Genomic DNA, 14,310 nt, shown 5'->3' with positions numbered 1-14,310 from the left:
GGGCGATGGCAGTCATGCCGCGCAGGATGCGCGGCTGGTCTCGGTCATTGCCCCTGGTGGCCTCGACATCCACGAGGTCGCCGTGGCCAAGGCCGCGCGCCGCCAGGTCCTGCGCGCTGACGAACACCACGTCCCGGCGGCCGGTAATGCCGCGGTAGCGGTCGTTTAGGCCGTAGATCGTGGTGTTGTACTGGTCGTGGCTGCGGATCGTAGTGAGGATCAGGGCGTCCTGGCCGCTGTCGTCGGGCGCCTCGCCGAGTCCCGGTGCGACCAGGAAGGTCGCCTTGCCGGTGGGGGTACCCCATTGGCGCTGCGAGGCGGCGATCGGCAGCCGGAAGCCACCCGGCGCCTGGATGCGTTCATTGTAGCCGGCGAAGTCCGGGAAGACCGCCTCGATCCTGTCCCGGATCCGCGCATAGTCGGCCACGAGCCATGCCCAGTCGACCTTCGTCTGCGGCAGGGTCGCCAGGGCCAAGCCGGCGACGATAGCCGGCTCGGAGCGCAGATGCTCGGATGCAGGCGTGAGGGTGCCCTGCGAGGCGTGCACCATCGACATCGAATCCTCGACGGTGACCGACTGCATGCCGCTTTCCTGCATGTCGATCTCGGTGCGGCCGAGGCAGGGCAGGATGAAGGTTTCCTTCGCCGCCAGCAGGTGCGACCGGTTGAGCTTAGTCGCGACATGGACGGCCAGGTCCAGCCGGCGCATGCCTGCGAAGGCAGCCTCGGGGTCCGCCATGGCCAGCGGCAGGTTGCCGCCCATGCAGACCAGCGCCCTGGCGCGCCCGTCACGCATGGCCTCGACCGCCTCGACTGCCCCGTGGCCATGTCTGCGCGGCGGGGCGAAGCCGAAGACCCGCTCGATATTGTCCAGGAGGCTCGCCGGCGGGATCTCAGTGATCCCGACCGTCCGATCGCCCTGCACGTTGGAGTGGCCGCGCAGCGGGCAGATGCCGGCCCCCTGACGGCCGATATTGCCGCGCAGCAGCAGGAGATTGGCGATCTGCTGGACGTTCTGCGTGCCGTGGCGGTGCTGGGTGATCCCCATGCCGTAGCAGATGATGGTGTTTTTTGCCCGGGCATAGATGCTGGCGGCTTCCCCCAGCTGCACCCTTGTCAGGCCGGAGGCGGCCTCAATGGCGTCCCAGGACAGGCCGGCAAGATCAGCGCCGAGTGCCTCCAGGCCCACGGTGTGCTCGGCGATGAACGCCCGGTCGAGCATGCCCGGCCCGCCACGGGCCAGGTCCTCGGCATCCGCTTCGAGCAGCGCCTTCATGATGCCCTTCAGCATGGCCAGGTCGCCGCCGGCCTTGAGCTGGTAATAGAAGGACGAGATCTTCGTGGAGCGGAAGGTCAGCATCTCCAGCGGGCTCTGCGGTGAGGCGAACCGCTCCAGGCTGCGCTCGCGCAGCGGGTTGAACGCCACGATCGGCACCCCACGCTTCGCCGCATTGCGCAACGTGCTCAGCATCCGGGGATGGTTGGTGCCGGGATTGTGGCCGATGCAGAAGATCGCGTCGCAATGGTCGAAATCTTCCAGCGTCACGGTGCCCTTGCCCACACCGATCGATTCCGGCAGCCCGACGCTTGTGGCTTCGTGGCACATGTTCGAGCAGTCTGGGAAGTTGTTGGTCCCGAACTCGCGCACGAACAGCTGGTACAGGAAGGCCGCCTCGTTGGAGGTCCGGCCGGAGGTGTAGAACTCGGCCATGTTGGGATCCGGCAGGGCCTGCAGTGCTTTGCCGATCCGCTGGAACGCCTCGTCCCAGGCGATGGGGCGAAAATGGTCCGTGGCCGCATCGTAGGCCATGGGATGGGTGAGGCGGCCTTGCGCCTCCAGCACATGGTCGGAGAAGTTCCACAGGTCCGCGACGGAATGGTGGGCGAAGAACTCCGGCGTCGTCCGCCGCCCGGTCGCCTCCCAGGATACGGCCTTGGCGCCGTTCTCGCAGAACTCGAAGGACGAGGTGTGCCTCGGGTCGGGCCAGGCACAGCCAGGGCAGTCGAAGCCGGAGGGCTGGTTGGCCCGCAGCAGCGCCCGGACCTCGGAGCTTACCGCCATCTGGCCCTTGATGGCCTTGGCCACTGCCTGCAGTGCGCCCCAGCCGCCGGCCGGTCCGCCGTATGGGCCTACACCCGGCACCTTGTCCTTTGCCATCCGCGTGCTCCGGTCACGAGGGCCTCATCGCCCAGGGATCCGGTCTCCAACCAGGAAGAGGAGCAGCGGTGCCATTAAGCGCAAGCCATGGTGTGGTAGCGGCCGCCTGAACCGGCAATGACTCCGCCGCCGCAGGTCAGCCCGTGGCGGCGGGTCCGACTGGCCAGCGCCACCCCCGCAGCGCCTCCACCAGCCGCTCGCCATCCAATGCCGGCACCGTGTGCCCCTTCGGCCGGAAGGTCGGCGTCGGCTCGGAAAGCAGCATGGCGTCCAGGACTGCTTCCTCGGTGGCGTCGACCACCGCCTGGTAGATCGGGTCGAGCAGCGGGTCGGTCAGGCAGCGCAGGGACTGGACCAGCGGGGGCTCGGGCGGCGGCAGGGGGGCTGGCAGGGCCGTGGACAGGGCCAGGAACAGGTCGCCGGACGAGTTGCCGCCGACCGCGCCGGAGCGGCCGATGCCGAGCCCGGCGCGGCGGGCCACGCGCTGGAGCTGGTGGGGCAGGAGCGGGGCATCGGTCACGACCACCACGATCACCGAACCCTGATCCTCGCTGCGCCAGGAGCAGAGGCCGAGCAGGGGAGCGACCGGAACGCCGTCGACACGGAGCTGGTCGAGCCGGCCGTGATTGGCCTGGACCAGCACGCCCAGCGTGTAGGGGCCGCCCGGCAGGTCGAGGATGCGGGAGGCGGAGCCGGTGCCGCCCTTCAGCTCATACGCGATCATGCCGGTCCCGCCGCCCACCGAGCCCAGCGGGAACGGGCCGGACCCCGCATTGTCCAGTGCGGCGCGGACATGGGCCTCGGTGACGTGGCGGCCGAAGATGTCGTTCAGCACGCCGTCATAGGTCTCGGCCACCACCGGCAGCAGCCAGAGATGCTCGGCCTGGACCCGGTCGGCGAAGCGGTCGACCATCCAGCCGACCACGGCATGATGGGCGATGCCGACCGCAGCCGTGTTGGTGATGAGGATCGGCCCCTGGCTCCAGCCGGCATCCTGGATCCAGTGGGAGCCGGTCATCTCGCCATTGCCGTTCAGGACGGCGATGCCGGCCCACCAGGGCGTCAGCAGCTCGGCGGCAGGCCGCGGCAGCAGCGCGGTGACACCGGTCTGCACGCCATCGTCCGGCCGGACCAGCGTGGTCAGGCCGACTGCGGCGCCCGGCACGTCGGTGACGAGGTTGAGCGGACCGGGCGTGCCGGAATGGGCCAGCCCCAGTTCACGGGCACGGCGTGGCCGGGGCAGGGCGGTGCTCATGCGTTGCCGCAGAGATGGACCCGGCCCGGCTCGAACACGGTGTGCCGGCCGTACAGGCGGTTGCCGTAGAGCAGCGGCTCGCCGGCACCGATCTCGGCATCGCCCACCGCACCGATGAAGATCGAGTGGGTCCCGCCCTCGTGCGCTTCCAGGAGCGTGCAGGTGAAGCTGGCTGCGGCACCCACCAGGACCGGCGCCGTGGCCGGCATCTCACGCCACTGGCCTGCCCGGAACTCGTAGGGGCGGCCCTGGAGCGGCTTTCCGGAGAAGGAGGCGGCGATCTCGACCTGGTCTGCGGCCAGCACGTTGACCGCGAACGCGCCATTGGCGAGCAGTGCGCTGGCCAGCGGGTTGTCTCTGGGGACGCAGACCAGGAGCATGGGCGGGGCGGACGACACGGCGGTCATGGCGCTGACGGTGACGCCGAACCGTCCGGCATCGCCGTCCGTGGTCACCACCGAAACGCTCGACGCGACGCGGTGCATCGCACCCTCGAACTGGTCCCGGAGATCGGCGGCGAGAACCTGGTGGCTCATCCGGAATGCCTGGAAACGGGCAGGTCGATCTTGCTCATGGAGCCTGTCTTAGCGCAGTCCGGCGAAAGCGACGACGACTTCCTGCACGGATCGCCGGTGGCGACGATGCAACGCAGGAGGGGCGAGCGCCGCCTGCGTTGACGGCGGCGGGTTCCTCACTCCATTCGCCGTGCTAACGGCAGGAGCGTGTCGTGGAGCAATGGCGGCGGCCGGTGGTCGCGGCGGTCTGAGAAGGTGGAACAGGATGGCAGTGGTTCGCTACCAGCGGGGCGAGAGCGACGAACGGCCCTGGGGGCGCTGGGAGGTGCTGGACACCGGTGCGACCCATGCGGTGAAGCGCATCACGGTGAAGCCCGGCGCGAAACTGTCCCTGCAGCGGCACAAGCATCGTGCCGAGCACTGGGTGGTCGGCCAGGGCAAGGTCCGGGTCACCCGCGACGAGGACAGCCTGGTGCTGGTCACCGGCCAAGCCGTGTACCTGCCGCTCGGCTGCGTGCACCGCATGGAGAATATCGGCGACGTCGACCTCGTCATCATCGAGGTTCAGATCGGCGAGAACCTGGACGAGAACGACATCGAGCGGCTGGAGGACGTGTACGGGCGGAGCTGACCGGCGGCGCGGCGGTACGGCCGCCGCGTCACATTCCCCCCTCCACCACCTCCGTCTTCGCCACGCCCATCGCGCGGGCCAGCGCGCGCAGGCGCTGGTCGACCACGTCGCCGAACGGCATGGAACCGTCAGCGGGCAGGCCCAGGATCAAGGTCTTGCGGTCCTGGCGGACATAGGCGCGGTTCAGGATCTCGGCGACGGCACCGGACAGGCGGAAGCCCAGGGTGAGGGCGCGGCCGAGCCGCTCCGCCCAGATGCGCTCGCTCGGGCTGACCAGGGACAGGAGCGAGCCCAGCGCCGGGTCGCCAGGAGGGCCGTCCTGGCGGATGTAGAGCGCATAGGCCAGGCGGGCGCGCTCGGCATGGTCCAGTGCCAGGAGGGGCATCTGGCTCAGCCCCATCAGGATCATGTGCGGCCGCGCGTCGGGATGGTCGCGCCAGCCGATGTCGGCCAAGTGGCAGGCGGCATGGCGCAGCCGCCGGTCGTGCAGTTCCTCGTGCGCGAACAGGGCATCGGTCCAGCGGATCAGGGCGGCACCCATCTCCGGGTCGCGGTTCCAGGTCCGTCCGATCTGCTCCGCCTCGACCAGAAGCGGGTCCTGGTCGATCTCGGCATCGGCTAGGTGGCGGATCAGCCGGCCCTCGCGCAGGCCGAACGCGGAGAACACCGCCTGACGCGGCCTGGTCGCGCGCACCACCCGCTCGAACAGGACCAGGGCCTGGGCGAAGGTCTCGACCCGGCGCTTGGGCACCCCCGGCAGGTCGGCCATGGCGGCGGCATCATAGCGGCTGAGCTCCTTGGCGAATGCCTGCGCCTCGGCGCGCGGCATGGCGAAGCCGTGCAGGACCCGCAGCGGCCCGCTCAGCATAGCAAGCCGCACCCGTGCGATCGCCCGCCAGCCGCCACCCACGATGAACAGGTCCTCGCCGACCGTATCCTCAAGGAACGTGGCAATGCCGTGCAGCATAGCGTCGACGTGGCGCCGCGCCGCCACCATGTCGCCGGCAAAGCGGTCGCCGATGCGCAGTGTGCCGAGCGGCAGGCTGATGCTCTCGCCGGGGCGCCCGGCATGGATCCGCGCGAACTCCAGGCTGCCGCCGCCCAGATCGACCACCAGGCCTTCCGGGCGATGGAAGCCGGCGCGCACGCCCAGTGCGGTGAAGTAGGCCTCCTCCTGCCCTGAGAGGATGGTGATGGGCACGCCCACCGCCTCCTCCGCCTGTCGGATGAACTCCTGGCCGTTGCTAGCCGAGCGCGACGCCTCTGTGGCGCATACGTCCAGCGCCGCGACCCGCATCGCCCGGGCGAGCTGGCCGAACCGGGCCAGCGTGCGGATGGCGCTCTGCACGCCGGCGGGGCTGAGCTGGCCGGTGCGTTCCAGCCCCTTGCCCAGCGCGCACATCACCTTCTCGTTGAAGCGCACCACCGGCGTGCGCGAGATCCGGTCATAGACCACGAGGCGCACGGAGTTGGAGCCGATGTCGACCACGGCGACCGGACGGTCGTCGCCCTGGCCGGTCTCCGCCAGGAGATGGGGTACCGGGGCCAGGGCGTTCATGAATCGGTGCGGGCGATCGACACGCGGGTGGTTCCCTTCTTGCGCATGGCGCTGCCCCGGCCGGACAGGCTGGGATTGGTCATGAAGTACTTGTGGGCAGAGAACGGCTCACCTTCTGGCTGGATCCGCGTGTATGTGCCGTCCGGCTCGAGCAGCCAGCTTCCCGCTGTGTCTTTCAGGTTCGCGACCATCACCTGCGACATGACCTGCTGGTGCACCGTGTCGTTCTCGATCGGCACCAGCGTCTCGACCCGGCGGTCGAGGTTGCGGCCCATCCAGTCGGCCGAGCTGATGAACACCTTGGCCTGCTTGGACGGCAGGCCGTGGCCGTTGCCGAAGCAGACGACGCGCGCATGCTCCAGGAAGCGCCCGACGAGGCTCTTGACCCGGATGTTCTCCGACAGGCCCGGCACGCCCGGGCGCAGACAGCAAATGCCGCGGATGACGAGGTCGATCTGCACGCCGGCCTTGGACGCCCGGTACAGGGCGGCGATGATGCCCTTGTCGACCAGCGAGTTCATCTTGGCCCAGATCGCGGCCTTGCGCCCGGCCTTGGCGTGCTGGATCTCGGCCTCGATGTTCTCCATCAGCTTGGTGCGCAGCGAGTAGGGGGCCACGCCGATCTTCTCCAGGCCGGTGGGCTCGACATAGCCGGTCATGAAGTGGAAGGCGCGTGCCGCGTCGCGGCCAAGTGCAGGGTCGCAGGTAAAGAAGGAGAAGTCGGTATAGATCTTGGCGGTGACCGGATGGTAGTTGCCGGTGCCAAAATGGACATAGGTCGCGAACTCGCCGCCTTCCCGGCGGACCACCATCGAGACCTTGGCATGGACCTTCAGGTTGATGAAGCCGAACACGACCTGGACGCCGGTCCGCTCCAGGCGCCGCGCCAGGCGGATGTTGCGGTCCTCGTCGAACCGGGCCTTGAGCTCGACTAGTGCGGTCACCGACTTGCCGCTCTCGGCCGCCTCGATCAGCGCCTTGACGATCGGGCTGTCCTCGCTGGTGCGATACAGCGTCTGCTTGATTGCCACCACGTTCGGGTCGAGTGCGGCCTGGGTCAGGAACTGCAGGACGACCTCGAAGCTCTCGTAGGGGTGGTGGACGATCAGGTCCTTGGCCCGGATCGCGGCGAAGCAGTCGCCGCCATAGTCGCGGATGCGCTCAGGGAAGCGCGGCGTGTAGGGCGGGAACAGGAGGTCGTTGCGCCCGCAGTTCACGATCTGCTTGGCGGCATCCAGGCCCAAGAGGCCTTCCAGCTCCAGGAGCTCCGAGGATGAGACGTGCAGATGGTCGAGCAGGAAGCGCTTCAGCTCGTCCGGCATGGTGGTGTCCATGGTCAGCCGGATCACCGAGCCGCGGCGGCGGCGCTTGAGGGCGGTCTCCCACTGCCGGACCAAGTCCTCCGCTTCCTCCTCCAGCTCGATGTCGCTGTCGCGGATCACCCGGAAATGGCCGAACGCCTGGACCTCGAAGCCGGGGAACAGCTTGTCGAAATAGCGGACCACGAGCTGTTCCAGCCGCACGAAGCGGGCAGCGGCACCCGGCAGGCGGACGAAGCGGTCCAGATGATTCGGCAGGACCAGCAGGCTCACCAGGTTCTCGCCCCGACGCCGGGCGAGCTGGAGCACGATGCCGAGGCCCAGGTTCGGCACGAACGGGAAGGGATGGGCCGGGTCGATCGCGATCGGGGTGAGCACGCTGGACAGTTCGGGGAACAGCCGTTCCGCGAACCAGGCGAGGTCGACCTCGGTCAGCTCGTCCACGTCGCAGACCACGACATTCTCGGCGCGCAGCATGGTGGTCAGCTCGCGCCAGGCGCGCTGCTGGTCAGCCATCAGCGAGGAGACCCGCGCATGGATGGCTTCGAGCTGCTCCTCGGGCGTGCGGCCGTCGTCGGAGGGCGAGCGCACCCCGGCCGCCACCAGCCCCTTCAGGCCGGCGACGCGCACCATGTAGAACTCGTCGAGGTTGGAGGCGGAGATGGACAGAAAGCGCAGCCGCTCCAGGAGCGGATGCTGCGGGTTGAACGCCTCGGCCAGGACCCGCTCGTTGAAGGCCAGCCAGGACAGCTCGCGGTTGATGAGGTCCTGCGGGCCGACCCGGAAGGGGCTGGCCCCCTCGTCGGTGACGAGCGGCGGGATCTCGCTCGTGACCGTCGCAACATTCTCGTCCATACCGACCTCTCCACCTAGAAGGCTCCAGCCGTGATCGCGCCTCGTTCTTCCCGCCAGGCCGTTCCTCCCAAGAGAATGGGCCTACACATGGCAGTCCGGCTCGGCAAGGACAGGTCTGACCGACCATGGTGACGGTTCTGCTGTTGCGCCATGCCAAATCACGCTGGGACGAGCCGGACTTGGCCGACCATGATCGCGGGCTGGCGCCGCGGGGCCTGCGGGCCGCACCCGCGATGGGACGCCATGCCGTGCGTCGGGGTTGGCTGCCCGACCGGGTGATCGCCTCCACGGCCCGCCGGGCGGCCGAGACGGCTAGGCTGTTCCTGGAGGGGGCGGGGCTGGAGCGGCGGATCGAGCCGGTGCCGCAGATCTACGAGGCCACGGCCGGGACGCTCCTGTCCGTGCTCCAGACCCAGCCGGGCGGGGGCAGCATCCTCCTGGTCGGCCACGACCCGGGCATCCACGAGCTGGCGCTCGACCTGGTCGGCATCGGCGTCGACCGGGAGCTGGACCGAAAGTTCCCGACCGCGGCGCTGGCGGTGATCGAGCTGCCGGCGGGGCGCTTTGCCGAGCTGAAGGCCGGCACGGGCAGGCTGCTGGCGTTCGTGCGGCCGCGCGAGCTGGACTGAACGGGCAGGTTGTCCGCCGGCAGCGCGCTCGAAGCCTATCCAGGGATGTCGCAGGACCAGAGGCTGTCATGGATCACATCCATGACAGGCACTTGCCCCTGAGCAAGCTAAGCTGTGACGACGCGATGGGCGCTGCCTCAGCCTGTTCGTCGATATCGATGCGCATTGGCGGCGTCAGCGGTTCATGATGGGCGTCAGGCCACCGGCCTGCCCTTCAGCAGGTCCCGGATCTCGGTCAGCAGCGCCACGTCGGCCGGCACCTCGGGCGCCTTCGGCTCCTCGGTGACCTTGCGCTCAGTCAGGCGCTTGATGTTGTTCACCTGCTTGATGACGATGAACAGCGCGAACGCGACGATCAGGAACTTGATCACGGCGTTGATGAAGTTGCCGTAGGCGATCACCGCCGTGCCGGCGTCGCGAGCGGCGGCGAGGCTAGGATAGGACTGGTCCCAGTTGGTGAGCTGGATGTATTTGTCGGAGAAGTCGATGCCGCCCATGAGCACGCCGAGCGGCGGCATGATCACGTCGTCGACCAGCGAGCTGACGATGGCGGTGAAGGCGGCACCGATGATGATGCCGACCGCTAGGTCGACGACATTGCCCTTGAGCGCGAATTCCTTGAATTCCTGCAGCATCGACATCTGCCGCTCTCCCTGGTCCTGTCGCAAGACGAGGTCAGGATGAACGGGCGACCAGCAGCGGTCAATTCAACACAAGTGACGTGAGTGTCATCGTCCCGGCCAGTTCCTCGCCGGGTGCGAGGACGTGGGTGCCGGTGTCGTCGCGGCCCGGCATGTTCACCGCATTGCCAGCATGGCTGATCGGCTCGACGCAGAAATGATCCTCGCCGGGCGGGATGTAGACGATCAGATGGTTCAGGACCGGGTCGCCGCCGATGCGCAGGCCGCGCCCCTCGTCCGGCCAGCGCACCGTCGCGGCGCCGGTGAAGCCGGCGAAGATGTGGTCCAGGGCCATTTCCTCCACCTTGCGCTCTGCCCGGAAGTCGGCCCATGGCGGGACCGGCACCCGCTCGGTCGAGACCTTGGTGGCATCGGTGAGCCAGACGGAATCGACATCGGCCTGGATCGTGGCGCCGGAATGGCGGTCCAGATAGGGGTGGTGGCCGATGCCGAACGGCATGGCGCTCTCACCGGTGTTGCGCACGCCGATCTCGACCCGCAGCGTGCCGTCCTCCAGCCGGAAGCGCTGCCAGGCGCGGTAGCGGAACGGCACCCAGCGATGCTCGTGGTGGAACACCATGGCGACACTGGTCTCGTCCTGCCCTGCGACCGTCCAGGAGCCCATCCAGCCGTCGCCGTGGATCGCATGCGGCTCGGGCAGGAAGTTCAGCGGGAGCTGGTAGTCCTGGCCCTCGAAGGTGAAGCGGCCGTGCTGGATCCGGCCGGCGAACGGCACCAGCGGGAAGGAGGCGTGGGCGATCGGATCGCGCAGGTCGCCGCGGCTGGCGCGCAACAGGTCGAAGCCGTCATCGCGAAAGCTGCGGATGGCACCGCCGCCTGCCGGGTCCACGACCAGTTCCAGGCTGCCGTGGCGCAGGGTGACGAGCGGCGCATCGATCATGGCCCACCTTCTCAAGCCAGAACGGGGAACGCCGCCGACAGCGCCGGCGGCGTTCCCTGAACTACGTCGCAGGACCGGCATCTGCCAGTCCACCCGGCCATGTCATGTTCGAGGCAGGTTCACTGGCCGAGGCAGGTGTCGGCGTTCTCCTGGGTGCAGACATCGAGGCCGGTATAGGTCGGGTCCTTCGGCGGATCGCCGCCCTCCTTGATCTTCAGGAGCGCGTTCATGCTCTCATAGCCCATCTCGAACGGCCGCTGGCCGACCTGGCCCAGCGAGAGGCCCTTCTTCAGGAGTTCCATCTGCACCGGCAGCGTGTCCGCCACCACGAGCGCCAGCTCCTTCTTGTCGAGCTTGTCCTTGTACTTGCTGACCACTGCCTCGTAGGCGTTCGGCACGAACTGCGGGAAGCCACCGGTGGGCACAAAGGCATCCAGGTCGCTGAACTTGGCGAGAATGTCCTCCAGTTGCTGCACCGAGCGCGGCAGGTCGTCGTCGGTGTAGAGCGGGCAGCCTTCCACCTCGGTCCAGCCCCCCTGGCCGGTCAGCCGCTCGCCGGGCGCTGCTTCGGACTTGGTGCCGGAGAGCGTGTCGCGGATGCCCTGCATGCGCTCGTTGTGGTTGGCGGCGGCCGCACCGCCCGACTGGATGCAGATCGTGCCGCCGTCCGGCTTGATGCCCTGCACGAGCTTCGCGAGGTTCACGCCAATGTCGTAGTTGTAGGTGCCGATATAGGCCAGGCGGTTGGCCTTGTCCTTTTCCAGGACATCGGAATCCCAGGTCAGCACCGGGATACCGGCATCCTTGGCGGCGGCCAGCGCCCGGCCCATCGCCGCGGCGTTGGACGGCGAGACCGCGATGCCGTCGATGCCGCGCGCGATCAGGTCGTTGACGATCGCGACCTGCTCGTCGCCGCCGCCATGCTCACCGGGGCCGATATATTCGCAGGTAAACTTGCCGCCCGATTCCTCCTGGGCCTTCATGCAGCCGTCGCGCGCGAAGTCGAAGAACGGGATGTTCATCCCCTTGGGTACCAGCGCGAAGGTGTAGCTTTCCTGTGCCTGGGCGCTGGCCGTTCCGAACGCACCCACCACCGCGGTGGCGATGCCTGCCAACAACAGCTTCCTCATGGGTCTCGACCTCCCTGAACCGGGCTTTGTGACCGGGGATGCAGCCATCCCCTTGCCGGACCCGCCCCTTCTAGTCCGACTTCTTCCCGCGGATCCGCTCGAGCAGGACCGCCAGAACGATGAAGGCACCGACGAAGGTGCCCTGCCAGTTGCTGTCCACGCCGGCCATCAGCAGCGCGTTGCGGATCACCTCGATGAGCGCCGCGCCGACGAAGGCGCCATAGGCGCCGCCCTCGCCGCCCATCAGGTTGGCGCCGCCGATCACGGTGGAGGCGATCACGCGCAGCTCGTAGCCGGTACCCAGCGCGTTGATGGCGGAGCCCTGCCAGCCGACGATCATGACCGCGGCGATGGCAGCGGTCAGGCCGGCCGCCACATAGGCCTGCAGCTTGATCCGGTCGACCGGGACGCCGGTCAGCCGGGCGGCGTTCTCGTTGCCGCCGATGGCATAGAGATAGCGGCCCCAGGCGCTGAAGTTGAAGACCAGGCCAAACAATGCTGTCAGCAGCACCAGCATCCAGACCGGGTTGGAGATGCCCAGGATCTGGCCGCCGCCGATCCAGTTGAACTGGTCCGCATAGGGGCCGAACTCGTAGATCATCTTGTTCTGCGACAGCACCACCGCCAGCGAGCGCGCCACCGACAGCATGCCGAGCGTCACCACGAAGGGCGGCAGGCGCAGATAGGCGATCAGCACGCCGTTGACCGCACCGGCCAGCGCACCCGTGGCGAGCCCGGCCAGCACCGCGACCGCCCAGTGGCTCTCCGCCTGCAGCAGCAGCCCGCAGACCACGCCCACCAGGCCCATCACTGAGCCCACCGACAGGTCGATCCCGCCGGTCAGGATCACGGCGGTCATGCCGAGCGCCATGATGCCGATGAAGGCGAAGTTGCGGGTGATGTTGTACAGGTTGCCCGAGGTGAGGAAGGTGGGCTCCACCCAGTTCATGATCAGGCAGATCAGGATCAGGGCGATCGTCACCCAGAAGGGCTGGCTGGCGAAGACCTTCTGGGCGATCGTGCGCTCCTTGAGCGCGGTGACCTCGTCGATCCGGGCGAAGTCCTGGACGGTCGCGGAGTGCTGGGTGCTGTCGGCCATGTTGCCCTCGCCTCAGGCTGCGCGGATGGCACCGGTGATGAGGCCGGTGACCTCTTCCGGCGAGCTGTCGGCGATCGCCTTGTCGGCGACCTTGGTGCCGCGGCGCATCACCACGACCCGGTCGCAGACCGTGAACACGTCGGGCATGCGGTGGCTGATCAGGACCACGGCCATGCCCTTGTCGCGCAGGCGCAGGATCAGATCGAGCACCTCCTTGACCTGGCGGACCGAGATCGCGGCGGTGGGCTCGTCCATCAGCACGACCTTGGCGTCCTTCAGCCGGGTCCGGGCGATCGCCACTGCCTGGCGCTGGCCGCCGGACATCCGCTTGACCAGGTCGCGCGGCCGGGTCTCCGACTTCAGCTCGGCGAAGATCTCGCCGGAGCGCGTATACATCTGCGCATAGTCCAGGAACTTGAACGGCCCGTACGACTTCTTGGGCTCCCGGCCCAGGAACACGTTCTCGGCGGCGGTCAGGTTGTTGCAAAGTGCCAGGTCCTGGTAGACCACCTCGATGCCGCGCTCGCGCGCATCGGCCGGCTTGTGGAAGTGCTGGACCTCGCCATCCAGCCGGATCTCGCCGGTGCTCGGCCGGAAGTTACCGGCGATGCACTTGACCAGGGTCGACTTGCCCGCACCGTTGTCGCCCATCAGCCCCACGACCTCACCGCGTTCCAGGTCGAGGTCGACTCCGCGCAGCGCCTCGATCGCGCCGAAATGCTTGCTGATGTCGCGCAGTTCGAGCAGCGCCATCCCGTTCCGACCTCCCCCTTGCAGCCGATCGTGTGGCCGGCAATCGTTGAGGAAGACCATACACGGGCACCTTTTCGCGTAAAGTCAGATTAATCGTATCTGTTACCCTGTTACGCTCTTGAGGCTTCTGGCGAACCGGCGGATGCGGCGGGCAGCCTCGTCCAGTTCCGGATCGAGCACGGTCAGACTGACCCGGACATGGCCAGCCGCCGGGCCGCCGAACGCATCGCCGGAAAGTACCGAGACCCCGGCTTCGGCCAGCAGGCGGCCGGCGAAGCGGTCAGGGTCCAGGCCGGTGCCCCGCACGTCGACCATCACGAACATCCCTCCCGCCGGACGCCGGACGATCAGGCCGGGCGCATCCGCCAACGCCGTGCAGAAGCGGTCGCGTCGGGCCCGGAAGATCCGGTGATGCTCCGCCAGCTCCGGATGGGGTTCGGCCAGCGCCACGGTGGCGGCATCCTGGATGAAGTCGGGCAGGCCGTAGAGCATGGCGAGCGCCAGGTCGTGGATGGTGGCGATGGCGCGCTCAGGGCCGATCGTCCAGCCGACCCGCCAGCCGGTCATCGCATGGGACTTGGAGAGCGAACTGACCACCACGGCATGGTCGTCCATGCCAGGAATGGCCGAGGGGCTGACATGGCTGCCCTCGTAGATCAGGTCGGCATAGACCTCGTCGGAGATCAGCCAGAGGCCGTGCTGCTTCGCGAGGCGGCACAGCGCCTCGATCTCGGCCCGGGTGAACACGGCGCCGGTCGGGTTGTTCGGCGTGTTGATCAGGATGGCGCGGGTACGCTCGCCGATCGCCAGTTCGATGGCAGCCAGAT

Annotated in this window: 13 protein-coding genes; 2 read left to right on the top strand and 11 right to left on the bottom strand. The window is 68.3% G+C overall.

Features of this window, described 5'->3' with window-relative positions:
* From EQG76_RS04050 to EQG76_RS04040, 3 genes are all read right to left on the bottom strand, one after another.
* Positions 1–2,158: FdhF/YdeP family oxidoreductase (locus EQG76_RS04050; RefSeq protein ID WP_159710837.1), on the bottom strand; the 2,158-nt coding region annotated here is incomplete at its 3' end.
* Positions 2,159–2,294: 136 nt separating this feature from the next.
* Positions 2,295–3,413, bottom strand: coding sequence for a DmpA family aminopeptidase (locus EQG76_RS04045; RefSeq protein ID WP_159710835.1), 1,119 nt, complete (start codon positions 3,411–3,413; stop codon positions 2,295–2,297).
* Positions 3,410–3,949 carry a flavin reductase family protein gene (locus tag EQG76_RS04040; protein ID WP_159710833.1) on the bottom strand — a complete coding sequence of 180 codons (540 nt, stop codon included), beginning with the start codon at positions 3,947–3,949 and terminating at the stop codon, positions 3,410–3,412. Before EQG76_RS04040 ends, EQG76_RS04045 begins: the two co-directional genes overlap by 4 nt.
* Positions 3,950–4,193: 244 nt before the next feature.
* On the opposite strand from EQG76_RS04040, the gene EQG76_RS04035 reads away from it, so the two are divergent.
* Positions 4,194–4,559 carry a phosphomannose isomerase type II C-terminal cupin domain gene (locus EQG76_RS04035; RefSeq protein ID WP_235031200.1) on the top strand — a complete coding sequence of 122 codons (366 nt, stop codon included), beginning with the start codon at positions 4,194–4,196 and terminating at the stop codon, positions 4,557–4,559.
* 28 nt (positions 4,560–4,587) lie between these two features.
* Here EQG76_RS04035 and EQG76_RS04030 read toward each other — a convergent pair whose 3' ends face one another.
* Entirely contained in the window at positions 4,588–6,117 is a 1,530-nt protein-coding gene (locus EQG76_RS04030) for a Ppx/GppA phosphatase family protein (protein WP_159710829.1), read from the bottom strand.
* Positions 6,114–8,291 carry an RNA degradosome polyphosphate kinase gene (locus EQG76_RS04025; protein WP_159710827.1) on the bottom strand — a complete coding sequence of 726 codons (2,178 nt, stop codon included), beginning with the start codon at positions 8,289–8,291 and terminating at the stop codon, positions 6,114–6,116. Before EQG76_RS04025 ends, EQG76_RS04030 begins: the two co-directional genes overlap by 4 nt.
* A 125-nt stretch (positions 8,292–8,416) precedes the next feature.
* On the opposite strand from EQG76_RS04025, the gene EQG76_RS04020 reads away from it, so the two are divergent.
* The gene (locus tag EQG76_RS04020) at positions 8,417–8,920 is read left to right on the top strand and encodes a SixA phosphatase family protein (protein ID WP_159710825.1); all 504 of its coding nucleotides are present in this window, start codon (positions 8,417–8,419) and stop codon (positions 8,918–8,920) included.
* A gap of 194 nt (positions 8,921–9,114) precedes the next feature.
* Here EQG76_RS04020 and mscL read toward each other — a convergent pair whose 3' ends face one another.
* The 6 genes from mscL to EQG76_RS03990 form a co-directional block, all read right to left on the bottom strand.
* Positions 9,115–9,555, bottom strand: coding sequence for a large conductance mechanosensitive channel protein MscL (mscL, locus tag EQG76_RS04015; RefSeq protein WP_159710839.1), 441 nt, complete (start codon positions 9,553–9,555; stop codon positions 9,115–9,117).
* A 67-nt stretch (positions 9,556–9,622) separates the two neighbouring features.
* Positions 9,623–10,501 (bottom strand): aldose 1-epimerase, encoded by an 879-nt coding sequence (locus EQG76_RS04010; protein ID WP_159710823.1) that lies wholly within the window; start codon positions 10,499–10,501, stop codon positions 9,623–9,625.
* A 119-nt stretch (positions 10,502–10,620) separates the two neighbouring features.
* Positions 10,621–11,631 (bottom strand): sugar-binding protein, encoded by a 1,011-nt coding sequence (locus tag EQG76_RS04005; RefSeq protein WP_159710821.1) that lies wholly within the window; start codon positions 11,629–11,631, stop codon positions 10,621–10,623.
* 70 nt (positions 11,632–11,701) lie between these two features.
* Positions 11,702–12,730: an ABC transporter permease gene (locus EQG76_RS04000; protein WP_159710819.1), complete on the bottom strand. Its 1,029-nt coding sequence runs from the start codon at positions 12,728–12,730 to the stop codon at positions 11,702–11,704.
* A 12-nt stretch (positions 12,731–12,742) separates the two neighbouring features.
* A complete protein-coding gene (locus EQG76_RS03995) occupies positions 12,743–13,483 on the bottom strand; it encodes an ATP-binding cassette domain-containing protein (protein WP_159710817.1) in 741 nt (246 codons plus the stop codon).
* Positions 13,484–13,585: 102 nt separating this feature from the next.
* On the bottom strand, positions 13,586–14,310 hold a 725-nt coding region (locus EQG76_RS03990; protein WP_159710815.1), incomplete at its 5' end, for a pyridoxal phosphate-dependent aminotransferase.

It is taken from the genome of Geminicoccus flavidas (genome assembly GCF_009806515.1).
In the GTDB taxonomy this organism is placed as follows: domain Bacteria; phylum Pseudomonadota; class Alphaproteobacteria; order Geminicoccales; family Geminicoccaceae; genus Geminicoccus; species Geminicoccus flavidus.
Note: the sequence above shows the minus strand (reverse complement) of the source record. Positions and strands in the feature narration are given on the sequence as shown.